The organism is Planosporangium spinosum, from assembly GCF_049999945.1.
In the GTDB taxonomy this organism is placed as follows: Bacteria; Actinomycetota; Actinomycetes; order Mycobacteriales; family Micromonosporaceae; genus Planosporangium; species Planosporangium spinosum.
Map to the genome: position 1 here is coordinate 80,726 of NZ_JBLYUB010000008.1, position 22,783 is coordinate 103,508.

The window sequence follows — 22,783 nt, forward strand, 5'->3', positions numbered from 1 at the left end:
GGCCTGCGGTCGACCGTCCACAAAGGTGGCGACAGCGCTGAGTGCAATTGTCCGCGAGTGACGTCGAGCGTCACGCTGCCGCTGCTGTCCCGCCAGCGGTGGGGTGGGAACGGTTCCAACGCAGGGTGGTCCGGACAGGCCGTGCGAGGCGGCATCCGCACGCTGCGGAGCGACGGGGCACGTGAGTGCCCCGTCGTCGTACGGGGTCGGTCAGGACGGGGCCCACGGGCCGATGATGAACGTGCCGTCGGCGGCGAACGGGTGGGGGTTGACCGTGCAGCCGCCCAGGTCGATGGTCTGGGTCTGCATGGCCGGTGCGGGTCGGCCGGCGCCGGGGCACTTCATGTGGTCGAAGCCGAGGAAGTGGCCCATCTCGTGGTCGATGACCATGGTGCGGTAGCCGGCCAGGTCGATGGGGAAGCCGGGGGCGCCGTGCAGCCAGCGCCGTAGGTTGATCATCTCGGTCTGGCCGAACCGGCAGGAGTACACGCCCTGGGTGTCCATGCCGTAGGCGCCGCATTCCTTGTCGACGGTGGCGGGGGTGGCCAGTCGGATCCGGACGCTGTAGTCGCCGCCGCTGACCCGCTGGAACGACCACGACGCGTCGGTCATCTGCTCGTCGGGGTCGGTGACGGGGGACCGGGCGGAGTCGGTCCAGCCGCGCGGGGCGGTGATGATCTTATCCACGGTGGACGCGAAGCTGGCCGGGGTCCAGGCCGGGTTGTCGCCCCAGGCGATGCCGTCTTCGACCTCGACGCGGTACTTGACCAGGGTGGCCCCGGTGCCGGCGACGTCGGTGCCGCCGTCGGCGACGCTGAAGGTGCCCGCGCCGCGGGTCGGCACGCCGTCGTTGGTCGGCGGCGTGACCTTGGACTTCGGGGCGTCCGCGCCGGCCGAGACGGTTTTCTTCAACGTGGTCGTCGGCTTCGGCGTGGGTTTGCGGCTGGGGCTCCCGGTGGTCGACGGGGTGGGCGAGGCCGACGGTGGTGGGGGCGACGGCGATGGGGACGGCGGCGGGTCGGTGGGGCTGGCGTCAGGTGACACGGCGGAGGCGGCCTTGGGGGTGTGCGGGGCGGGTTCGGCGCACGCGGCCAGCCCGACGATCAGGAGCAGTCCCGCCACCACGGCTGGATACGACCTCGTTCGCACCGCCACACCTCTCCTTGCCGACTGGCGGGCAGCCTACGCGATCGAGCCCGACGGCGGGGGAGGGTCGGGCGCCGCCGTCGTGACGCCCGGGGCGTGTGCGGTCGCCCGGCCGCTGCTCGGCCGCCCGGGCGCGCCGTGACCGGCTGTGGCCGTCGTCCGTACGGTGATGTCGCTGTTTTACGGGATCTTGTCTGCTAGATCAGCAGCAGGAATGGTTGGCGCTGCTTCGTCACCGGTAGGGATGGTCTGGATCATGCCGCCTGATACAAAGCCTTGGCGGGTACCTGTCCGATTTGCCGGTCGTAACGGGTGGTAGCACCCCGGGCGCTGCTGTCTACATTGGAGCATCTGGACCTGCAGGTGGTTGATCTTTTAATGATCGTGCGGCGGGGCCTATGTGCATGACGCTCGGTAGTTTCACCGGCACGCTCTTGTGAACTCCTATTGACCTTCCTTAATGTTGCGGTTCCCCTGTCGTGGGGGGCTCTTGGGGAGGTCGCGATGTCTGCCTGGTCGGCGCGTGGTTCCGTTGTGCCCGTTGGCGTTCACCGTCCACGACCGGCCTGGCGCCGCCGGCTGGTCAGGTTGGTGGCGGCGACGCTGGCGGTGGCCGTGCCGGTCGGCATGACCGGCCAGGTTCCGGCGTTGGCGGCACCGCCGTGGTCGGGTGCGCAGGGGGCCGCGCCGAAGTCCGCACCGGTCGGTGGGGTGAAGGCGAAGGAACCGACCCGGTCGCAGACCGACGACGCCGCGGTGACGTCGATCAGCGACCGTCGGACGTTGCCGCCGGGTGGCGCGGCGGACGTGCCGGTGGCGGGCGCGGCGGTCGCGGTGGGCGGTCTGCCAATCACTCTCGATGCGGCGACACCGTCGGGCAACGACGGGTTGCGGCAGGGCCGCAAGATGCCCACCACCGATGTGGAGCGGCCGGGGTCGGTCCAGGTGACGGTGGCAGACCAGGTTGCCGCCAAGGCCGTCGGGGTGCCCGGTGTGGTGATGAGCCTGACCCGCTCCGACAAGGTCGCCAGCTCCGGCCGGGTTCGCCTGCGGGTGGACTACTCGGGGTTCGCCAACGCCTACGGGGCCAACTACGGGGATCGGCTGCGGCTGGTGGCACTGCCGGCCTGCGCGCTGACGACGCCGCAGAAGCGGGAGTGCCAGCGGCAGACCCCGTTGCCGTCGGTGAACATGCCGACCACGACGTCGGTGTCGGTGGATGTCGACGTGGCCGCCGATCCCAGCAACGCGCCTGCCGCACAGGCGCAGGAAGGGCAGGCCGCGCCGATGGTGGTGGCGGTGACGTCATCGGCGTCGTCGTCGAGCGGGGACTTCGGGGCGACGTCGTTGTCGCCGGCGTACTCGTGGGCGGCCGGCAACCAGGGCGGGTCGTTCACCTACAACTACCCGTTCAAGGTGCCCGCGTCGTTGGGCGGGCCGGCTCCGGATCTGGCGCTGTCCTACGACTCCGGTGCCATCGACGGGCAGACCGTGCGGCAGAACGGCCAGACCTCGTGGGTGGGGGAGGGCTGGAACCTCGAGCCCGGCTACATCGAACGCTCCTACCGCCCGTGCAGCCAGGACGGCGGGTCGACCGCCGACCTGTGCTGGTTTTCGGCCTACAACGCCACCATGGTCTTCGGTGGCAAGGCGACCCGGCTGGTGCGGGACAACGCCACCGGGGTGTGGCACGCCGCCGACGACTCCGGGCTGAAGATCGAGAACCTGACCGGCACGTCGAACTGGACCAAGAACGGCGAGTACTGGCGGGTCACTGCCCTGGACGGTACCCAGTACTACTTCGGCATCAACAAGCGCTACGCCGGCGACACCGCCGACACGGCGGCCACCCTGCCGGAGCCGGTTTTCGGTAACAACCCCGGCGAACCCTGCTACAACAGCGGCGGGTTCGCCAGCTCCTGGTGCGAGCTGGGCTACCGCTGGAACCTCGACTACGTCGTCGACCCGCGCGGCAACTCGATGACGTACTACTACGCCGTCAACCAGCAGTACGTGGGCATCAACGGCAACACCAACGTGCAGCCGTACCTGGCCGGGGCGGTTCTCGACCACATCGACTACGGCACCCGGGCCGGCAGCGAGGCGAGTTCCACCGCCCCGATGCGGGTGGTGTTCACCAAGACGGACCGGTGTTTCCAGTCGCCGAGTACCCCGTGTTCGGGACATCCGGAGAACTGGCCGGACACCCCATGGGATCTCAACTGCAACTCGTCGCCGGCGCCGACGTCGTGCCCGAACACGCAGACCCCGGCGTACTGGACGTCGTACCGGCTGACCTCGGTGACCAGCCAGGTCTGGGACGCCGGCAAGTCCGCCTACCGCAACGTCGACAAGTGGGACCTGACCCACCAGTTCCCCGCGTCGGGCGACTACATCGCCCCGGCCGGTAACGACTCGTCGCCGAACCTGTGGCTGGCCTCGATCACCCACACCGGTTACGCCGCCGACGGCACCACCAGCCTCGCCGAACCGACGATGACGTTCGGCGGTACCCGCATGGTCAACCGCAAGAACTGGGGGAACGACCTCGGCCTCGCCCCGCTGATGCACTACCGCGTGACGAGGGTGAACACCGGGACCGGTGCCGAGACCGTCGTGAACTATTCCGGCCAGGGCGAGCCGTTCTCCTCCACCGACTGCGTGCGCGACTGGGACCCGCTGTCGCAGATCAACCCCAACCGCTGTTTCCCGGTGTACGCCAAGCCGGTCACCATGCCCAACGCCGGCTGGGACTGGTTCCACAAGTACGTGGTCACCTCGGTGACCAACCGCGACCTCACCGGCGGGTCGCCCGACGAGACCTGGTCGTACGCCTACTCCACCGCCAACTCCTCGGACCCGGCGCTGTGGCACCACGACTACAACGAAACCGTCCAGCTGGCGTACCGGTCGTGGACGCAGTGGCAGGGTTACTCCACCGTGACCGTCACCCACGGCCCGGCCGGCGGCCCGCAAACCGTCACCACGAACATCCACCACCGCGGCATGGACGGCGATGGCCTGGCCTCCACCGACAACCAGTCGATGGTGTGGAACGCCCGCCGGGTCGGGGTGCTCGCCCCGCTGGGCACCCCAGGCACGATCGGGGCAATCTCCGGCCGGGGCGGCCGGTGCCTCGACGTCGCCCTCAGCGGCACCGCCGACGGCACCAACGTCCAGCTGTACACCTGCAACACCACCGGCGCGCAGATATGGCGCTACAACTGGACCGACCTGACGTTCCGCAACCCGCAGAGCGGCAAGTGCCTCAACATCGCCGGCAGCGCCTGGCCCGGCACCAACGTCAACCTGTCGACCTGCACCGCGGGCAACGCCTACCAGGTCTGGCAACGCCAACCCAACGGCAGCCTGCGCAACCCGTACACGGGCCGCTGCCTCGACATCGCCGGCGGGGTCAATGCCGACGCCACCAACGTGCAACTCAACGACTGCAGCGACAACCTCGCTCAGGTGTGGCTGCCGCAGGCCGACGGCAGCATGCTCAACCCGCAGGCGGCCCGCTGCGTGGACGTCTCCAGCAGCGGCACCGCCGACGGCACCAAGGTCCAGTCGTACCGCTGCAACAGCACCGGCGCGCAGCTGTGGCAGACCCTGTCGAACGGCACACTCAAAAACCCCCAGTCGGGCAAATGCCTGGACACCGCCAGCGGCGGCACCGCCAACAACACCCTGATCCAACTGTGGACCTGCAACGGCGCCACCTCACAGGTCTGGGCGGCGCAGGCCGATGGCAGCCTCAAAAACACCAAGTCCGGCCGCTGCCTGGACGCCCCCAACGGCAACGGCGTCAACGGACTTCAGCTGCAAATCTCCGACTGCACCGGCGGACCGGGCCAGATCTGGGTCAACAACTTCACCGACGCCGACGGCACCCGCGGTTTCGGCCGCGAGCAGCAGACCCTCGACGGCGGCACGCTCGTCTCCTCGACCATCCACGAGCCGACCGTGACCCGCACCGCCGTACGGTCCAAGCCCAACGACGTCGGCGAGGACCTCAGCGCCCTGATGGTCACCGAGACCGCCACCCGCAGCCGCACCTGGATCGCCGCTACCAACACCTGGCGCTGGACCGAAACCAACACCGCCTACGACTCCTACGGCCTACCGACTGACGTCAAAGACCTCGGCGACACCGCCACCGCGGCCGACGACCGGTGCACCCACACCGACTACGCCCGCGACACCGGCAAGGGACTGATCAACTTCCCCTCTCAGGTGACCACCACCACCTGTGCGGCCAACCCCGGTGACGGCGACTACCTCGAGGGCGCCCAGACCTTCTACGACGGCACGACCACCGTCGGCGCCACGCCCACCAAGGGCCTGCCCACCAAGACCACCGCCCTGGCCAGTGTCGCCTCGGGCACCAGGACCTGGAAGCAGGCCGCCCGCACTGACTACGACGCCTACGGCCGGCCCACCACCGCCTACGACGCGCTCGACCGCAAGACCACCACCGGCTACACCCCCGCCTCGGGCGGACCGGTCACCGCCAGTAGCGTGACCAACTCGGCAGGCTGGACCACCACCACGACCGTCGACTCCGGCAAGGACACCCCCACCTCGGTCGTCGACATCAACGGCAAGACCACCACCGCCGTCTACGACCCGCTCGGGCGGCTGACCAAGGTCTGGCGCAACAACCGGCCCACCACCGACACCCCGGACAACCAGTACACCTACACCCTGTCCAGCAGTGCCCCCAACAGCGTCCAGACCCAGAAACTCGGCCCCGCCGGCCAGCAGATCACCAGCTACGTCATCTACGACGGCCTGCTCCGCCCCCGCCAGACCCAGACCCCCGCGCCCCAGAACGTCGGCGGCCGGGTGGTGTCCGAGACCGTCTACGACGGCCGCGGCCTGCCGGCCAAGACCTCGACGTTCTGGAACAGCGCATCCGGCCCGACCGGGTCGCTCGTGGCGGCCAACGACGCCAACGTGGCCAACCAGCACCGCTTCAGCTACGACACCCTGCAACGGCAAACCGTCGACGCGCTCTACAGCAACAACACCCTGAAGTGGCAGACCACCACCAGTTACGATGGCGACCGCTCCACGGTCACCCCACCGGCCGGCGGCACCCCGACCACCACCATCACCGACGCCCGGGGCCAGACCGTCACCCTGCGCCAGTACCTGAACGGCGCCCCGTCCGGGGCGTTCCAGGACACCAGCTACGGCTACGACCGGCTCGGCCGCCAGACCAGCGTCACCGACCCGGCCGGCAACACCTGGACCACCAGCTACGACCTCCGCGGCCGGGTCACCCAGGCAGGCGACCCGGACAAGGGCACCATCACCTCCACCTACGACGACGCCGGGCAGCTGCTGACCAGCACCGACGACCGTAAGGTCACCCTGGCCTACACCTACGACGGCCTCGGCCGCAAGACCGAGCTGTGGAAGGACGCGGCCGGCACCGGCACGAAACTCGCCGACTGGACCTTCGACACCCTGGCCAACGGCAGCACGGTGAAGGGCCAGGCCGCCGCCGCCAACCGGTATGCCAACGGCACCACCTACACCACCCTGGTCACCGGCTACGACGACGCCTACCGGCCCCTCGGTACCACGGTGCGCATCCCCGCCGCTGAGACCGGCCTGGCCGGCGACTGGACCACCACCACCGCCTACAACGTCGACGGCTCAGTGGCGTCCACCACCTACCCGGCCGCCGCCGGCCTCGGCGCCGAGACCGTCACCACCAGCTACGACAACGTCGGCCTACCCACCACGCTGGCCGGCCTGGACACCTACATCGCCAGCACCCAGTACTACTACTGGGGCGCGGTCAAGCAGCAACTCCTGGGCGCCGCGCCCAAACAGGTCAAGCTGGACACCGCCGCCGACGAGGCCACCGGCCGACTGACCCAGCTGTCGACGGGCATCCAGACCGGCGCGTCGACCTGGACCGAGAAGCTCACCGAGAACTACACCTACAACCCGGCCGGCCAGGTCACCTCGATCGCCGAGACCACCGCCGGCGAGGTGGTGTCCAACCAGTGCTTCAGCTACGACGGGCTGCGGCAGTTGACCGAGGCGTGGACCACCACCGCCACCAGTTGCCAGACCACCCCCAGCCAAGCGGTCGTCGGCGGGCCGGACCCGTACTGGACCAGCTACCGCTACGACACCATCGGCAACCGCACCACCGACACCACCCACATCGCCACCGGCGACACCACCCGCAGCTACACCTACCCGGCCGCCAAGACCGCCCGACCGCACGCCGTCACCTCCGTCACCGCCACCACCGGCACCAGCAGCTACACCTATGACGAGGCCGGCAACACCAAAACCCGCAACCTCGCCGGTAAACCCGGGCAGACCCTCACCTGGGACTTCGAAGGCCACCTGGCCAGCATCGCCGATAGCGCCGGCACCGCCTCCTACCTCTACGACGCCGCCGGCAACCGGCTCATCGCCCGCGACGCCTCCGGCACCACCCTCTACCTCGCCGGTACCGAGGTCCGCCGCGACGCCGCTGGTGCGATCAGCGCCACCCGCTTCTACGGCTCCACCGCGGTACGCACCAACCCCGGCGGGCTCACCTGGCTGGCCGCCGACCACCACGGCACCACCCAACTCGCCATCAACTCCAGCGACCTCAGCACCACCCGCCGCAAGACCGACCCGTTCGGCAACCCCCGCGGCACCCAACCCACCTGGCCCACCACCCACGGCTTCGTCAACGGCGTCACCGACCCCACCGGCCTGACCCACCTCGGCGCCCGCGAATACGACCCCGGCATCGGCCGGTTCATCTCCGTCGACCCCATCCTCGACGTCACCGACCCGCAACAGACCAACGGCTACAGCTACGCCAACAACAACCCCACCACCGCCAGCGACCCGGACGGCCTGCGCGTCTGCCTCGACGAATGCGGCGGACCTGACGACAAGTACGTGCTCAAGCAGCAGGTCGCGACGCGTCAAGCCAAGGCGAAAGCAAACAGTGCGCCGTCCAGCAACGCTCGTCCCAGTGCGCCGGTGCTCACGGCTGCTCAACAGGCCGCCTACGAAAACGCCCAGAAGGTCAAGAAGCAGACCCTCGTAGACGTCCTCATCGACCAAGGGCTGAAGTTCGTCCTCGACCTCATCGGTGTAACGGACATCGTCAACTGCTTCACCAAGGGTGACCTGTGGGCCTGCGGCAATGCCGCCCTCAATGCCATGCCCTGGGGCAAGGCGCTCAAGATCGGCAAAGACATCTTCAAAGCACTCACCCGAGGCTTTGAGGCATATAAAACCTGGCAGAAGGCCGTCAAGTTTGCCGACGAAGTCATCGCAAGAACCCAAGCGCTGCTGAGGCGCGGATGTCACAGCTTCGATCCGAGAACGCCTGTCCTGATGGCAGACGGCACCCGCAAGGCCATCAAGGACGTCAAGGTCGACGACAAGGTCGTCACCACCGACCCCGACACCGGCCAGACCACAACCAGGCCCGTCACTGCACTACATATCAATAAAGATACTGATCTCACCGACGTCATCCTGACCGGTGCCGACGGGCATACGCAGATCCTGCACACCACCCAGCACCACCCATTCTGGGACGAGACCTCCCACGCGTGGGTCGATGCCGCCGACCTTCAGGCCGGTCACCGGTTGCGCACCACAGACGGCAGCGTCCAATCCGTCGCGACCATCCGAAACTTCACCGGTCAGCACGAGATGCGCGACCTCACCGTCGCCGACATCCACACGTACTATGTGCTGGCCGGTAACACTCCGGTCCTCGTACACAACTGCGGATCGGGCAATTCTGATGACCTGATCCATGTCTATCGGGCCGCGCAGAGGGGGAATGGAGCCGATGAACTTGCTAGCGGACTTAACCCTGCTCGGCACGCGGGTGGCAATGGTCTCGCCTATATCGGGACTGAAGACGTGGCGCAGAAGTATGCCGATTATTCGGTCGGCACGCACGAGGATTACTACACCAAGTTCACGTTCAAGCGTTCAGAGTTCGAGGAACACTTCGGTACGGGGCTTCCATATGAAGGCGGCCCTGGCTTGGAATGGGAAATACCGCATGGAAAGATTGACCTCTTCAACCATCTGACACTGAATAGGGAGAAGCTGTGGGCGCCGTGGTAGAAGGTCGAGACATTCATGATCTGCCCCTGTCGCAATGGGGGCAGGTGGGCAATGACCTGGTCGGACGTATAGTTGAGGCTCGGATCCTGTGCGTCCATGCTTTCGGTGTAGGTGTTGAACTGACTGCGCAAGGTGCCTACGGTCACGTCAACCCTCCTCGCGTTACGGATGGCCGTTTCACGATCGAGGAAACGGCTGAGCATATCGGCGAAGTTAGGAGGGCCGTCGTTCTGGCGGCGGACCCGGGTCGGCAGCCCACTCTGACACTTCGTCCGTCTGACATTCCGACTGCCTGATATCTTCGCCTAATCCTCGTTCCAATGGAAAAGCAAAGCTGTTGGTTCTGATTTGGAAATCGAAACTCGGTGGATCGGTGGAGGGAATGCAGATTTTTCGACCATTCTTGCCGCCCCCTTCGGTGCTTGAAGGCCTCTCACTCCCTTGCGTTCAGGCTCGGCTTAGCCGGGAGACTTGCCGTGACGGAGAGTTGACATTGTGCGCCGAAGCGTGCAGGAGGGCCCCGTAGTGAGCCTGCGTTGCCGTCACGGCTGCCGTCAGGCACGAGATGACATCCACCGATATCGATGACATTTCTGATGTCCTGGATCGTCGCGGCCGACGTTCGGTGGCGTGCGGCGTCGATCTCCGGAGCCACTTGCCGAGGGCGGCTGGTGAAGAGATCGTCGTGGCCTCGGCTGGCGGGTTGGCAGCGCTCCGTGGATGGGCGACTCGGTGATGCCGGCGTGCGCGCGGGCCGGAACGGCATAGCGCGTGCGCGCGGCCCGGCGGCAGTCGGGCCGTCTTGATTTTGTATAGCAGTTTTGAGCCCAACTTCGATCTTGGTGTTGGGGGGCTTGGCTATGCGATGGCGGCGATGTCGCCGTCGTCAAAGTAGATGGCCTGGTGCAGGCGGCCGCCGAGGGCGGCGGCGTAGCGGGCGAGGACGTCCTGGCCGGAGATCTTGCCCTGTTCGATCTGGGAGACGCGGCCCTTGGTGACGCCCATGCGGTCGGCGACCTGCTGCTGGGTCAGCCCCCGGATCCGACGCACCTCGGCCAGGCGGTGCCCGACCACGCTGGCGAGCAGATCCTGCTTGCCGGCCTCGACGGCCTGTTCACCGCCGGCGCGCTCGACATGGTCGGCGCGGATGTCGTTCCATCGCACGTAGCTGCTCATGCTTGTCAGCCTTCCTCCTCGGCGCGTTCCTTCAGATAGGTCTCGTAGCGTTGCTCGGCCAGGGGGATGGCTTCGGTGTACCACTGGTTCCACCGTCCGGCCTTGTCTCCGGCGACTAGCAGGATGCTGGCGCGCCACGGGTCGAAGGCGAACAGGATGCGCACGGTGCCGGGGCGTAGTTCCTTGAGGTTGGCGATCGACGATCCATGGATCGTGTCGACCAGTGGTCGGCCGAGCCCCGGCCCTGCTTCGGCGAGCAGGTCGATGGCCTGCACGACGCGGGTGTGGGTGGCCGGGTCGAGGCTGTCGATCCAGTCGCGTACCTCGTTGACGAGGTAGATCTCCCACTCTCCGGTCGCCACGGGCCGAGTATAGCGAATGGTAAACCAGGGGTGCCAGTGCGGGACGGAGGGCGCTGACCGAGCGGCGTCGGTGAATTCGGCCGTCAGCGCTTGTCTGTCCCGGTTGCCGTCACCGTTGCCGTCAATATCGATCAACTTGCGGTCGGGCAGCGACTGGTCGGCGGGAAAGGCCAGGTCAAAGTCATGACTGCGTGAGTCACTCTCCGTGCTGGCCGTGAAAACCACACACGTACTATGTGATCGCCGGCAACACTCCGGTCCTCGTCCATAATTGAGCCTTTTCCAACCTTTCCGGGCGACAGGCAAGCCGCGAGGTGCTGGTGCCGATGATGGCTAGGGGATTGGTCGTTGCGGCGAACGGTTCGGCCAGGGAAGGCAACCGATGTCAGTTCGCTGCAGGCAGTCGGAGCAGGTCGAGTAGGTCGTCGTGACACCATCCGGTGCTGAGGAGCGCGGTGCCAGGTCCGGACAGCAGTGGACCGCCATCGAGATCGGTGGCTCGGCCCCCTGCTTCCTCGACAATAATTGGCAAGGGGGCTAGGTCCTCGTAGCCCATCTCGTTGCCTGCTATGACGATCGCGTCCAGGACGCCGGTGAGCATGCCGCCGACGCCGCCCAGGTAGCCCATCGCGCGTACATGGCGGTGCAGCGTCATCACGATGTCGGGCGGCCACAGGTCGAAGTTGACCAGTTCGACCCTGGCCTTCGCCAACTCGGCGTTATCCCGGAGTATGGGGCTTAGGTCGGTGTCTCCCGAGCGAATCCGGCAGCCTCGACCCCGGCCCGCGTACAGGATCTGGCGGTTTACCGGATAGTTGATCACGCCGACGGCTGGCCCATGTTCGTCTTCGTAGGCGATGTTCATGCTGAAGATCGGCATGCGGTGCGCGAAGTACGTGGTGCCGTTGATCGGATCGATGATCCATCGCCGTCCGGAGCGGCCGGCCGTGGTGCCGGCTTCCTCGCCGTAAATCTCGTCGTCGGGGTACCGTCGCTGGATCTGGCTTCGGATGAAGTTCTCGATGGCGAGGTCGACTTCGGTGACCTCGGTGCCGTCGGGCTTGAGTGAGATCGTGAAGTCAAGGGCGTAGAAGCGGTCTGCGGCCAGCCGGCCGGCCGCTTCCGCAACCTCGACGGCGAAGTCGAGTACGTCCTGATCTATCGCGGGTCCGGACACCGGCGCAGTTTATCAAGATGATCGTGAATGTCCGTCTGGCAAGGCCGCGTTCAGTGCGTGAATGACGCGGTGCACCGGCGTCACTGGGCGATGAGGCAATTCGTCGTGAGCGATGGTTGGCTAGACGTGATGCAGGACGAGGATGGCCTGCACGATCGCGCTGGCGCGACGTGGGCAGCAGCGCAGCTTGGTCAGGATCTTCCAGCTCTTGAGGGTGGCCACCGCGCGCTCGCCGAGGGCGCGCAGCCTGGCGTGAGAGCGATTGGCCTCCTTCTGTCGGCATGACAGTTGCGGACGCGGGTGACGGCGCTTGAACGGGGTGCGCACCGTGCCGCCGGCACCCTGGTATCCCTTGTCCGCCAACGTCATCACCCCACCGTCGGCTAGGGCGTCGATCAGGCCGTGAGTGCGGGCGGCGGTCAAGTCGTGAACGGCGCCGGGCAGGGCCGGGGACGCCCACACCAGTCGGCCGGCGGGATCGGATAAGACCTGGACGTTGACACCGTGGCGCCTGTGCTTACCGGAGTAGTAGGGCCTCTGGTCGGCGAGCCGGTCAATCGGGACCAGCGTGCCGTCGAGGATCGCGTACGCCAACCGCTGCGCGTGCATGGCCGCGGTGGGCAGATCGGGGGCGAGTGTGGCGAGAAGGTCGACAACCTCGCGCACGTAGCGCCAAGCGGTGGCGGTGCCGATGGCGAACCCGGCGGCCAGTCGGGGTGTAGGTGTCACCGTTGCGCAAGTGCGCGAGCGTCAGCAGGGCCTGCCGCCCGGGCGACAGGCGCCGCCACCGGGACCGAAGCTGGCGGCGGTGGGCGCGGACCAGGTCGGCGACCTGGGTCAGGGTGCGGCTGGACAGCGGAATCGCGGCGGGGTAGGACAGCAACGAGGCTCCCAGCGGGGCAGCGGGTCTTGGTTGATCGCTGTCTTACCGGGAGCTCCGCCTCACGTCGATACCCGCGCACGCCACCACACCGTGACCAGCGCCGTCACGGTGGAAAAGGCTCAGTGAACTATTGCGAGTGGCGGCTTGTCTGGAACACAGCCTTCCGCGTGACGGAATGTGATGTTGTGTATCGCCCGTGGTCTCGTCGACGCGGTTGTGCACCTGCGGGCGCCGGAGTATGCCTCGGTTACTGTCATGACTGATGTCAGATGATCAACAGAATTAGTCGAGAACGATGTATGACAGCCGCTGCTGGCATACTGCATGACGGATGTCGCGAGCGGCACCAGCTGGCGTGGTCAGGCCTGTGGCGTGCCGAAGGATGTGACACGGCGTCGAGGCCGGACGTGTGTCGGTGAGCGGCTGGCGAAGCGCTGTCGGCGTGGCCTTGGGTGGCCGATCCGGGAACCTGCGCAGTTGGCTCGGCGCTGGTGGCGTGCGCGCGGGGCTTCGGCCATAGCGCGTGCGTGCGGCCCGGCGCGAGCCGGGTCGTTTGGCTCTGGTAGTGGTTTTGAGCTCACATTCGATCTTGCCGTTGTGGTGGATTGTTTGTGGCGTACGTTGTGCGTACGATTGCGTCATGAGCGCGAAGGCGGAGCGGTTGCACCTGCGGGTGGATGCCGAGCAGAAGGCGCTGCTGGAGGCGGCCAGCCGAGCCGCCGGGGCGAGCGTGTCGACGTTCGTGTTGCGGGCGGCGACCGAGGCGGCGGCGGACGTCTTGGCCGACCGTCGGGCATTTCTGTTGGACCAGGACGCCTGGCGGGTGTTCGACGAGGCGCTGAGCCGACCGGCTCAGGATGTCGCGGGGCTGCGGGAACTGCTGACGACGCCAACGGTGCTCGACGCGCCACCGACCGGCACGGGGCAGTGAACCGCGGCTTCTCGGTGGTCGAGCCGTTGGCGGCCGCGCACGTGCTGGCCGGCTTCGACTGCGGTTCACCCGCCCAGTCCGTCTGGCTGGTCGAGCACGCCCTGCAAGCGCACCGCGCGGGCCTGTCGCGCGTCTACGTAGTCTGCGACACCGACCACCCTGACCGGCGGGTGGTCGGCTACTACGCCCTCGCCGCCGGCAGTGTCGCCCCGGCCGATGCCTCGCCGCGGCTGAGGCAGGGCGCGGGCCGCTACCACCAACCGGTGGTGATTCTGACCCGACTCGGCGTCGACCGTGGCGTCCAGGGCGCCGGGCTGGGACGCGCTCTGGTGGTTGACGCGCTGCGGCGCATCGCGGCCGCCGCCGAGGTCATCGGCGTACGGGCGGTGCTCATCCACTGCGAGACCGAGGCTGCCCGCGACTTCTATCTGCGGCTGGCGAAGTTCGAGCCGAGCCCCACCGACCCCATGCACCTGCTGTTATTGATGAAAGACCTGCGCCGCGCCCTCGGTGGATAACGGCGCTGGCCGGGCATGACTGGCTTTCCAGGTCGCCGTCACCGTTGCCGTCAATATCGATCAACTTGGGGTCGAACGGCGCTCGGCGGCTGAACCGTCCCTGCACACCACCGCCACCTGGGGTACCTGGCGCAGCCGGTCGGGCAGGGTGTCGGCTCTGCGGTCGGGCGGCACCGTGACGTCGGCGTGTCGAACGCGTACCACGCGGCCAGCAGCTACGTGGCCAAGAAGGTCGACCAGGGCCGCAGCTACGTGGCCCAGAAGGTCAACCAGGTCAAACAGGCGGCGAAGAAGGTCGCGTCAGTTCGGTCAAACAGGCCGGCAAGGTGGTGGTGACCAAGGCGACCCGGGTGGTCGTCCAGCAGGTCAACCCGATCAAGGATGCGTACAACGCGACCGAGAAGTGGGTCAAGGACCACAAGGACCTGCTGATCGAGGTGGCCGCGATCGCCGGTGGCGTGCTGGCCGGTCTGGCCTGTACCGCGGTGACGGCCGGTGCCGGTGCGGTGGCCTGCATGGTGGGCGCCGCGGCGTTGATCGACCTGGCGAAGGACTCGGCGCAGGACAACACCCACAACTGGGGTGACGCGTTCGGGTCTCTCGGTACCGGTGCGCTCCAGGGCCTGGCCGGTGGGGTCGGCGGCATCGTGGGCGGCAAGGTGGCCGCCTTCGCCGCCGGCAAGCTGGGTGGTTTGGCGGGTACGCTCGCCGGTCGGACGTCTCCCGGCGCCGTCGAGGGCCGGCCGGCCCGTCAGCGCGACCGCTCCCAGGGCGCGGCCACCGGGTAGTAGGCGTCGAGGAACTCCTCCAGCACCTCGTGCAGTTGACGCATCTTCGCCGGGTCGCTGTCGGTGTCGTTCAGGCACATCACGTCGTAGTCGCGGCGGGCGAGGGTGAGCCGCAGCCGGTGTGCCGTGTCCGGGTCGGCGATGTTGGTGTACATGTACCGCAGGTCACCCACGACCGCCCGGCCGGTCAGGTGTGCGTAGTAGTGGTACAGCGACGAGGGCAGGGACACGTCGTCCGGGTGCCGGAACTGGTGGCGGGCGGTGTTCTCCAGTTCCTCGGCGTACCGGCCGGACAGTTCCTCGAGCACGCTACGCCGCAGGGGATGGGGGCAGTGCTTCATCTTGTACGTCACGCGCCGGGCGAACCCGGCGTGGATGAGCCGCCGGTTGTTCTTGCCGGCCGCGGTGACCGGTGCGTCGAGGACGCTCGGCTCCGAGGGGTCGATCTTCGCCGTGGACGGGAAGAGCTTGCTCAACCCGTTGGCGTGGAAGAACGCCTGGGGCTGCACCGGCCGGCCGAGCATCACGTCGTCGTTGAAGTACAGGAAGTGCTCGCTCAGGCCCTCGATGCGGTGCAGCTGGGTCTCGATCGCGTGGCTGTTGAACGTCGGCAGCAGTCCCCGCCCGGCGAACAGCTCGCGGTGGCTCACGACGGTGATCTGGTGGTGCGCGGTGTCCAGCCACGGTGGCACCTGGTCGTCGGTGACCAGCCAGATCCGCCGCACCCAGGGCGCGTACTGGAACAGCGACCGCATGGAGTAGCGCAGCTCGTCACGGCTGGTGTACCGCGACTCGTTGGCGGCCTGTTCGTTGAGCGCGGCGGCGTGCTCGCCCAGCGCCCGGTCACGCCGCGCCCGCCACGCGGGGTCGGCGCCGTCGACCCAGGTGTACACGACGTCGATGGGGAAGGTGATGTCGTCCAGCAGGTCGCCGAGGAACGCGCTGTGGGTGGGGTGCTTGACCGCCGCCCCCGGCAGGGGGGTCCGCATGAACACCGCGTCTTCGGCCAGGACGAGCGGCTCGTCGGCGGGCACCGTGTCGGCGACCCGGTTGGGGCGGGGCGCGACGAGCTGGCCGTCCTGCCGTGCCCAGAACTCCAGGTCGCAGCCGTGCTCCCGGCCGAGTACGAGCCGGCCGGCCGGATCGACGACGAACTGGGTGAAGCGGAGCACGGCATGGCCGCGCAGTCGCTGCCAGACGGCGAGCGTAGCGGCGGGCCGTGGTTCGCCGTTCACGCTGCCGACGTAGCCGGGTGTCGCGACGCTGGCGGCGGCCAGCGCGGCGACGGCGTGCGCCCGTTGCTCGGCGGGTACGCCCACGACGCTGCCGGTGTCGTGGTAGCCGCGCACCCGGAACGCGGTGACCCCCGCGTTGTGCAGCGTGCGCAGCACGAACTCCAGGGTGTGCAACCGGGCGACGGTCGGTGTCGGAGCCGGGTGGACCAGGCCGATGTAGGTGTGGCCGTCGTACCGCACCGCCATGCGGTCCGCACCGGCGAAGGCTTCCCGGTACTGCAGGCGCTGGATACGGGCGGCCATCCGGTCGCGCGACCTGGCCACGCGGCCGCCCTGGGTGAGCCGGCGGGCCAGGTGCGCCCGCAGTTCCGGGGAGAGCTGCTCGCGTACCTTGAGCCGGACGTTGAGCGGCACGACGTTGCCGTACACGCGGAGAACCAACGACCGGGCCGGCGGCCGGGCCACCATGCCGGTCCTGCGTTCAGCGCGCTGCTCGGCCATCAGCGGGTCACGCTCCGCCCGAGGGCCGGCTGCGGTTCGACCGGGCCGCGCTGCACCGGGATGCGGTTCCGCGCGGCATGCGGCCGGGGCCGTTGCCGCAGCGTGCCGACGACGGCGCCGATGGTGAGCATGGCGGCGAGGTAGACGCCCAGGAAACCGAAGGCGTACTCCGCGGCGTCGGCGACGCCCGCGGCGGTGAGGACGATCGCGCGGCCGTCCCAACCGAGTCCCCACCGGACGTTACCCAGCGGCGACGAGCGCTTGTCGAGCCGGGCGGCGAGGTCGTAGTGGTTCAGCGCGAGGATCGTCAGCAACGCGAACGTCAGCCACGGTGCGACGCCGTCGTTGACGGCCACGAAGAGCACGAAGAGGTACTCCGCGGCGCGCAGCACCGGTGGCACCAGCCAGTCCAGGGCACCGTCGTGGCGGTGGCCGGCCGGCAGCCCGGCCAGCAGCAGCACGGCGAGCGCCACCAGCAGCAGGCGGTCGTCCGTACCGGAGAGCAGCGGCTCGTGCAGCACCCCGGTGGTCAGCGCGAGCAGGACCGCGCCGAACACGGTGACGCCCAGGACGACCGGTAGGGGACGGGGCCGGGGCAGCCGGGAGCGCAGCGAGAGCAGGGTGCTGACGGGGCCGTCGTCGCGGTGGACCGGGATGTTGTGCTCGGGCATGGTCGGTACCCGCATGGCCCGGGCGCGCAGGGTGCGCCCGGTCAACGTGTAGACCATGGCGACCAGGCCCCAGCCGAGCATCGCGTAGAAGGTGGCGTGCCCGAGGAGCAGCGGTGCGGTCACCATGATGACCAGCCACCGCTCGCCGATCGGGAACACGACGGTGCGCTTGAACCAGTAGCCGGCCGAGCCCTTGTCCGACTGGACCTTGGCCGACAGCCGGCCGAGTTTCCGGCCGAGCCGGAGCGACCGGGATCGCGGCATCTCGCCGGTGTGCGCCAGCGCGTCCTCCCGCATCGCCAGGGGTGCGACGGGCAGCCGGTTGACCGCGGCCTCCTGGAGAGCGCCGTACCAGGTGTCCACCATGTGCCGGACGGTCTGCATCACCAGCAGCGTCAACGCGAACATCCAGGCGTCCTTGACGCCGACGCGCAGCGCGCCGACGGCGAGGCCGGCGTAGACGATGTACTCCTTGGCCCGGTCGGCGATCATGTCGAGCCAGCCGCCGAACGCCGAGTAGCGCTGGGTGTAGCGGGCCAGTTGCCCGTCGATGCAGTCGAAGAGGAACCCGAGGTACAGCAGGACGCTGCCGGCCACGACGGTGGCGCGGGTGCCGGAGCCGAACGCCACGGCGGCGGCCACGGCCAGCGCGGTGGAGATCCAGGTGACGGTCGTCGGGGAGATGCCCGTCCGCGCGACGAGCCGGACGATGCGGGGTGAGTACGAGCTGACCGCGAACGTGGCGAACAGGTCGTCGTGCTCCTTGACGGCCAGGCGCAGCGAGACGGCGTCCTCGTCGACGCGCCGCATCAGGTCCACCGTCGAGGCGACCTCGTTCTCGTCCCGCACCCGCCGGCACACCAGGGCGCGCAGGAAACGCGCCGGCACCCGCAGTCCACTCCGGACCACGCCGAGCAGGGCCAGGTCGACCGCGTTGCCGTCGCCGGCCCACGCGTCGAGGTCGGCGCCGGTGGCGAGCAGCCGGTCGCAGACGTCCGCGAGGAACGGCAGATCGTCGTGCCCGATCTTCAGCACGCCACGGAAGCTGGCGTTCGGCGCGGTCACCTGGTGCCAGGCCGTACCGACGGAGATGACCCGGTCCCGCTGCCGCACGATGGGGGCCTGGTGGTCGGCTCCGCGCCGGGAGCCGACCAGCGCGGTGGTCGACGTCACGCCCGCCGCGGCGACGGCGCCGACCGCGGTCCGGTGCGCGAGCAGATCGCCGTGGCACAGCAGCAGGGTGGAGCCGGGCTGCTCGGCGAGTTCCCGGCCGACCGAGGCGACGAGCGCGAGCTCCTCGCCGGTGTCCGCGCAGAGTTCGACCGGCCAGCCGGCCTCGCTCACGACCGGTCCGTACTCCGGGCGGGTCACCACCCGGACGTCGTCGACGCCAAGCGAGCGCAGTTGGCCGGCGAGCCGGGACAGCAGGCTGCGCCCGTCGACCCGTAGCGCCGCGGACGGCCGTGCCGGGTCGCGCGGGTCCGGATGAACGGCGAAGACCAGAGCCGTCGTCATGACCGCGCCCCGGCGTTGTAGACGGAGAGCGCCTCGTCGATCGACCCGTCCACGACCAGCTTGCCGTCGGCGATGTACAGGCCGCGCTTGCAGAAGCGCGTCAGGTCGCTGTCGCTGTGCGAGACGAAGACCAGCGTGCGCCCGTCGGCGAGCATCTTCTCGATGACCGTGTAGCACTTGGTGCGGAAGTCGCGGTCACCGACGGCGAGTGCCTCGTCCACCAGCAGGATCGGGTGCGACAGCTGGGAGATGACGGCGAAGCCCAGCCGGACCTTCATCCCGGAGGAGTAGTGCCGCAGCGGGGTGTCGATGAAGTTGCCGACCTCCGCGAAATCGACGATCTCGTCGAACTTCGCGCGCAGCTCCGCGCGGGAGAGCCCGTGCAGCGTCCCGAGCAGGTGTACGTTCTCCCGTCCGGTGAGATCGTCCGAGAAGCCGGCGCTGAGCTGCAGCAGTGGCGCGATCCTGCCGCGGCAGACCACGGAGCCCTCGTCGGGGTACAGCACCCCGGCCAGCGTGCGCAGCAGGGTGCTCTTGCCGGTGCCGTTGCGCCCGACCACGCCGACCGCCTCACCGGCATGGATCTCGAACGACACGTTCCGGAACGGCCAGAAGTACTCGCCGCTGGGTTGGCGCTTGAGGCCGTGGATGAACGTCTCGCGCATCTTGAGCTTACGGCGCCGGTTGCGTACGAACTTGACGCCAAGGTCCTTGGCCTCGATGACGGGTTGCATCACAGCTCCTTGAGCACGGCCGACTCGAGCCGGCTGAACGTCCACCACCCGAGCGCGAGGGTGCCGAAGCAGCCGAGCGCGGAGATTCCGAGCAGCGTGACCGAGGGGAACTCGGCGGGGAAGAAGACCGCGTGGTGCAGCTGGAAGACGCCGACCAGCGGGTTGCACTGGTAGAGATCCTTGACCCACTGGGGTGCGTGCGAGTGGGTGAGCTTCTGCAGCGGGTACAGCACCGGGGCGGCGTAGAACAGCACCCGCTGGACGATGCGGATGGCCTGCTGCACGTCGCGCAGCAGGACGTTGAGCGGGGCGAGCAGCAGCCCGCAGCCGATCAGGAACGCCGCCTGGAGGATGAGCGCGAGCGGCAGCGCCACCAGCGCCAGGCTGAAGTCCGCGTGGAACACCACTGCGAACAGCAGCAGGACCGGCAGCCCGGCGATGTACTCGGCGAAGCGGCCCATGACCCGGCCGAGCGGGAACAGTTCCCGTCGGACCTTCATCGTGGTGATGAGCCGTGCCTGGGAGGTCAGCGCGCCGGTCGACTCCGACAGCGACGAGTTGATCCACAGCCACGGGAACAGTCCGGTGACGAGGAACAGTGCGTACGAGCCACCGTCCGGACCGACCCGGGTGCCGTAGAGCACGCCGAAGACGAACCAGTAGATGATGCCCAGCGCCAGGGGTTCCAGCATGGACCACAGGTAGCCCAGGAACGACTGCTGGTACTTCACCGCGAGGTCGCGTTGCACGAGGAGCCGGAGGACCGCCCAGTTGTTGGCCGCGGTCCGTACCTCGCTGGTCATTCTGTGCTCCGGTTCGTCATGTCGTGAAGGTCGTCGAGATAGTCCGTGAGACGGCCCGCGATGGCCGACGGGTCGAGGTCGAGATGTTCCAGGATCGTGTAACGCCCCGGGCGGGTCCGTGGCGCCAGCGTCACCGCCTCGGCGAACTGCTCCGCGGTCAGGCCCAGGTCTGCGGGGCGGCACGGCAGACCGTGCCGGCGCAGTGTGGCGTACAGGTCGTTGAACAGGCGCCGGTCGCCCCGCAACCAGGTGCAGAACAGCGCGCCGAGGGCGACCTGCTCGCCGTGGGTGCCGGACCCCGGGTACAGGGCGGTCAGCGCGTGGGCGATCTCGTGGCAGCCGCCGCTGCACGGCCGGCTCGAGCCGGCGATGGACATGGCGACGCCGGAGAGCATGAGCGAGTGGGCCAGGGTGGTGACGAAATCGGCGTCTTTGAGGTCGCCCGGATGGGTCAGGACGGCCTGCGCCGCCGTGCCGGCCAGCGAGACGGCGAGGCCGTCGAGCACCGCACCGTTGACCTGATGGTCGAGCTCCCAGTCGGCGACCGCGCAGAGGTTGCTCACCACGTCTCCGATGCCGGAGCGGGTCTGCTGCACCGGGCTGCGCAGTACGAAGTCGATGTCGACGATCGTGGCGACGGGGATGTGGGTGCCGAGCGACACGCTGCGACCGCGCCGTTGGAGCACGCTGACCGGCGAGGCGATCCCGTCGTGGGCGAGGCTCGTCGCGACGGACACCATCGGAACGCCTTCCCGGCCGGCGGCGTACTTCACCGTGTCGATGATCCGGCCGCCGCCCACGCCGATCGCCAGGCCGTAATGACCGTCCCGCAGTGTCCGGGCGAGCGCCTTCGCCGCCCGCATGGTGCCACCGATGACCGGCAGCACGGTGGCGGCCGGCAGGCTCGTGTGCACGATGTCGCGGACCTGGTGGCCGACGCCCGGGCCGACCACGACGAGGGTGCGGGCGTGGACGTCGACGGAGCGCTCGGACAGGATCTGCCGCAGCTGCCCGAGAGCTCCGGGGCGGACGTCGAAGGCGAGCGGGGCGAAGAGGGTACGGGCTAGAAGCGGCACGCGAGTTCCCTGGCCACGGCCAGGTCGACGCCGTCGTCGACCTCCACCCAGTCGAAGTTGCCGGGGTCGGCGACGCCGATGGGTAAGCCCTGGTCGGCCAGGCGCTGGTAGGCACCCTCGTAGTACTCGTCGGGGTCGTTGCGCCAGGTCGCCTCCAGGGCGTCGGCAAGGGCCCGTGCGCCTGCCCGCCGGACGAGCGAGACGCCGATGTACTCGCCGTAGGCGCTCGTCGGAGGCAGTTGCTTGCTGATCCGGTCGACGTACCGGTCCGGGCGCAGGGTCACCTTCATCGCTTCGGCGTCCGTCGGGCGTGCCGAGTCCACCGCGAGCACCAGCGCGTCGTCGGACCGGGCGAGCAGCGCGCGCTCCACCTCCACCGGGTGCAGCGTGTCGCCGTTGACGATGATCGCTCCCTCCGCGAAGGCGTGGCGGGCCAGCCACAGCGAGTAGGCGTTGTTCCACTCCGGTCGGCGGTTCTGGATGAGCTCCATCGCGATGCCGTGCCGCTGGCGGGCGTCGGGGACGCGGTCGGCGAAGTACGGGGCGGCGTCGCTCACGACGACGGCGAGCCGCTCGATGCCGACCGCGGCGAGGTTGCCGAGGATGACGTCGAAGATGGCGACCCCCTGCCCGATAGGCAGGAGAGCCTTGGGCAGTCCCTGGGCGTGCGGCGCCAGGCGTCGGCCCAGTCCGGCCGCGAGAACCACGCCGATCATCTGCCCCCCAGTGATGTGCCCGTCACGCTCCGGCACTGATGTGCCGACGCGCCCGCACAATCTGGACATATTGAACCTTGTCAAGGTTGTGCGGTCGGTGAGATTAACAAATCCTTTACCGGTGCGACAGCCGTCGTATGGTCGCGAGTCACCTCCGAGAGATGGAGGGGTGGCCGGGCGCATCCAACCTCCGTACAGTGACCGCGGCGCTTGGCCTGGACAGCACGCGGGACTGGAGGGTCCCAATCCGGATAAGGGGCGATATGTCGATTCGAACTTCCAGTGGTTCCGGCCATCCCGGCCATGACTGGAAGCCGACAGCGCGCCCGGGTGAGGCGCCGTCGGGGGCGGTGCGGCGTCAGGGGGAGCGGCCGGCCGACGCGGCGATCGACGGTAATCCTGATCGCACCCGGACGAGCGGTGCCGTCTA

General features: G+C 68.6%; 16 protein-coding genes and 1 pseudogene. 5 read left to right on the forward strand and 12 right to left on the reverse strand.

Annotation, left to right across the window (positions count from 1 at the left end):
* Positions 1-210 precede the first annotated feature (210 nt).
* Together ACNTMW_RS13325 and ACNTMW_RS13330 are read right to left on the reverse strand one after the other, a co-directional pair.
* A complete protein-coding gene (locus ACNTMW_RS13325; RefSeq protein ID WP_426633815.1) occupies positions 211-1,149 on the reverse strand; it encodes a DUF3152 domain-containing protein in 939 nt (312 codons plus the stop codon).
* 545 nt (positions 1,150-1,694) lie between these two features.
* Positions 1,695-2,000, reverse strand: coding sequence for a hypothetical protein (locus ACNTMW_RS13330; RefSeq protein WP_426633816.1), 306 nt, complete (start codon positions 1,998-2,000; stop codon positions 1,695-1,697).
* Between the two features lie 52 nt (positions 2,001-2,052).
* Between ACNTMW_RS13330 and ACNTMW_RS13335 the strand changes: the two genes are divergently transcribed.
* Positions 2,053-9,267 carry a ricin-type beta-trefoil lectin domain protein gene (locus ACNTMW_RS13335; RefSeq protein ID WP_426633817.1) on the forward strand — a complete coding sequence of 2,405 codons (7,215 nt, stop codon included), beginning with the start codon at positions 2,053-2,055 and terminating at the stop codon, positions 9,265-9,267.
* A gap of 858 nt (positions 9,268-10,125) precedes the next feature.
* Here ACNTMW_RS13335 and ACNTMW_RS13340 read toward each other — a convergent pair.
* The 4 genes and pseudogenes from ACNTMW_RS13340 to ACNTMW_RS13355 all read right to left on the reverse strand — a co-directional run bounded on the left by ACNTMW_RS13340 (position 10,126) and on the right by ACNTMW_RS13355 (position 12,865).
* Positions 10,126-10,443 (reverse strand): helix-turn-helix domain-containing protein, encoded by a 318-nt coding sequence (locus ACNTMW_RS13340; RefSeq protein WP_426633819.1) that lies wholly within the window; start codon positions 10,441-10,443, stop codon positions 10,126-10,128.
* 5 nt (positions 10,444-10,448) lie between these two features.
* On the reverse strand, positions 10,449-10,805 hold the full coding sequence (locus tag ACNTMW_RS13345) for a type II toxin-antitoxin system RelE/ParE family toxin (protein ID WP_426634002.1): 357 nt from the start codon (positions 10,803-10,805) through the stop codon (positions 10,449-10,451).
* 385 nt (positions 10,806-11,190) lie between these two features.
* The gene (locus ACNTMW_RS13350) at positions 11,191-11,982 is read right to left on the reverse strand and encodes an inositol monophosphatase family protein (protein WP_426633820.1); all 792 of its coding nucleotides are present in this window, start codon (positions 11,980-11,982) and stop codon (positions 11,191-11,193) included.
* 120 nt (positions 11,983-12,102) lie between these two features.
* Positions 12,103-12,865, reverse strand: a pseudogene (locus ACNTMW_RS13355) (transposase family protein).
* A gap of 640 nt (positions 12,866-13,505) precedes the next feature.
* On the opposite strand from ACNTMW_RS13355, the gene ACNTMW_RS13360 reads away from it, so the two are divergent.
* The 4 genes from ACNTMW_RS13360 (at position 13,506) to ACNTMW_RS13375 (ending at position 15,102) form a co-directional block, all read left to right on the forward strand.
* Positions 13,506-13,796, forward strand: a complete 291-nt coding sequence (locus ACNTMW_RS13360) for a type II toxin-antitoxin system TacA family antitoxin (protein WP_426633821.1) — start codon at positions 13,506-13,508, stop codon at positions 13,794-13,796.
* Positions 13,793-14,314 carry an N-acetyltransferase gene (locus tag ACNTMW_RS13365; protein WP_426633822.1) on the forward strand — a complete coding sequence of 174 codons (522 nt, stop codon included), beginning with the start codon at positions 13,793-13,795 and terminating at the stop codon, positions 14,312-14,314. The genes ACNTMW_RS13360 and ACNTMW_RS13365 overlap by 4 nt, the downstream gene beginning before the upstream one ends.
* Positions 14,315-14,500: 186 nt before the next feature.
* Positions 14,501-14,650, forward strand: a complete 150-nt coding sequence (locus ACNTMW_RS13370; RefSeq protein WP_426633823.1) for a hypothetical protein — start codon at positions 14,501-14,503, stop codon at positions 14,648-14,650.
* Positions 14,647-15,102 carry a hypothetical protein gene (locus tag ACNTMW_RS13375; protein WP_426633824.1) on the forward strand — a complete coding sequence of 152 codons (456 nt, stop codon included), beginning with the start codon at positions 14,647-14,649 and terminating at the stop codon, positions 15,100-15,102. Before ACNTMW_RS13370 ends, ACNTMW_RS13375 begins: the two co-directional genes overlap by 4 nt.
* Here the strand turns inward: ACNTMW_RS13375 and ACNTMW_RS13380 are convergent.
* The 6 genes from ACNTMW_RS13380 to ACNTMW_RS13405 are packed head-to-tail and all read right to left on the reverse strand — an operon-like array spanning position 15,066 to position 22,353.
* Positions 15,066-16,838: a stealth family protein gene (locus ACNTMW_RS13380; protein ID WP_426633825.1), complete on the reverse strand. Its 1,773-nt coding sequence runs from the start codon at positions 16,836-16,838 to the stop codon at positions 15,066-15,068. The two genes, ACNTMW_RS13375 and ACNTMW_RS13380, sit on opposite strands and share 37 nt — an antisense overlap.
* On the reverse strand, positions 16,838-19,024 hold the full coding sequence (locus ACNTMW_RS13385; RefSeq protein ID WP_426633826.1) for a DUF5941 domain-containing protein: 2,187 nt from the start codon (positions 19,022-19,024) through the stop codon (positions 16,838-16,840). Before ACNTMW_RS13385 ends, ACNTMW_RS13380 begins: the two co-directional genes overlap by 1 nt.
* Positions 19,021-19,761 (reverse strand): ABC transporter ATP-binding protein, encoded by a 741-nt coding sequence (locus ACNTMW_RS13390; protein ID WP_426633827.1) that lies wholly within the window; start codon positions 19,759-19,761, stop codon positions 19,021-19,023. The genes ACNTMW_RS13385 and ACNTMW_RS13390 overlap by 4 nt, the downstream gene beginning before the upstream one ends.
* Entirely contained in the window at positions 19,758-20,561 is an 804-nt protein-coding gene (locus ACNTMW_RS13395) for an ABC transporter permease (protein ID WP_426633828.1), read from the reverse strand. The genes ACNTMW_RS13390 and ACNTMW_RS13395 overlap by 4 nt, the downstream gene beginning before the upstream one ends.
* Entirely contained in the window at positions 20,558-21,637 is a 1,080-nt protein-coding gene (locus ACNTMW_RS13400) for an iron-containing alcohol dehydrogenase family protein (protein ID WP_426633829.1), read from the reverse strand. The genes ACNTMW_RS13395 and ACNTMW_RS13400 overlap by 4 nt, the downstream gene beginning before the upstream one ends.
* Complete coding sequence (locus ACNTMW_RS13405; protein WP_426633830.1) at positions 21,625-22,353, reverse strand: phosphocholine cytidylyltransferase family protein; 729 nt, start codon at positions 22,351-22,353, stop codon at positions 21,625-21,627. The genes ACNTMW_RS13400 and ACNTMW_RS13405 overlap by 13 nt, the downstream gene beginning before the upstream one ends.
* Between the last annotated feature and the right edge of the window lie 430 nt (positions 22,354-22,783).

What these genes read in the sequence shown, in the direction of transcription:
- ACNTMW_RS13335 (WP_426633817.1), top strand. Translation starts at nt 2,053, where the DNA reads ATGCCCACCACCGATGTGGAGCGGCCGGGGTCGGTCCAGGTGACGGTG.
- ACNTMW_RS13340 (WP_426633819.1), bottom strand. Translation starts at nt 10,443, where the DNA reads ATGAGCAGCTACGTGCGATGGAACGACATCCGCGCCGACCATGTCGAG.
- ACNTMW_RS13360 (WP_426633821.1), top strand. Translation starts at nt 13,506, where the DNA reads ATGAGCGCGAAGGCGGAGCGGTTGCACCTGCGGGTGGATGCCGAGCAG.
- ACNTMW_RS13380 (WP_426633825.1), bottom strand. Translation starts at nt 16,838, where the DNA reads ATGGCCGAGCAGCGCGCTGAACGCAGGACCGGCATGGTGGCCCGGCCG.
- ACNTMW_RS13385 (WP_426633826.1), bottom strand. Translation starts at nt 19,024, where the DNA reads ATGACGACGGCTCTGGTCTTCGCCGTTCATCCGGACCCGCGCGACCCG.
- ACNTMW_RS13395 (WP_426633828.1), bottom strand. Translation starts at nt 20,561, where the DNA reads ATGACCAGCGAGGTACGGACCGCGGCCAACAACTGGGCGGTCCTCCGG.
- ACNTMW_RS13405 (WP_426633830.1), bottom strand. Translation starts at nt 22,353, where the DNA reads ATGATCGGCGTGGTTCTCGCGGCCGGACTGGGCCGACGCCTGGCGCCG.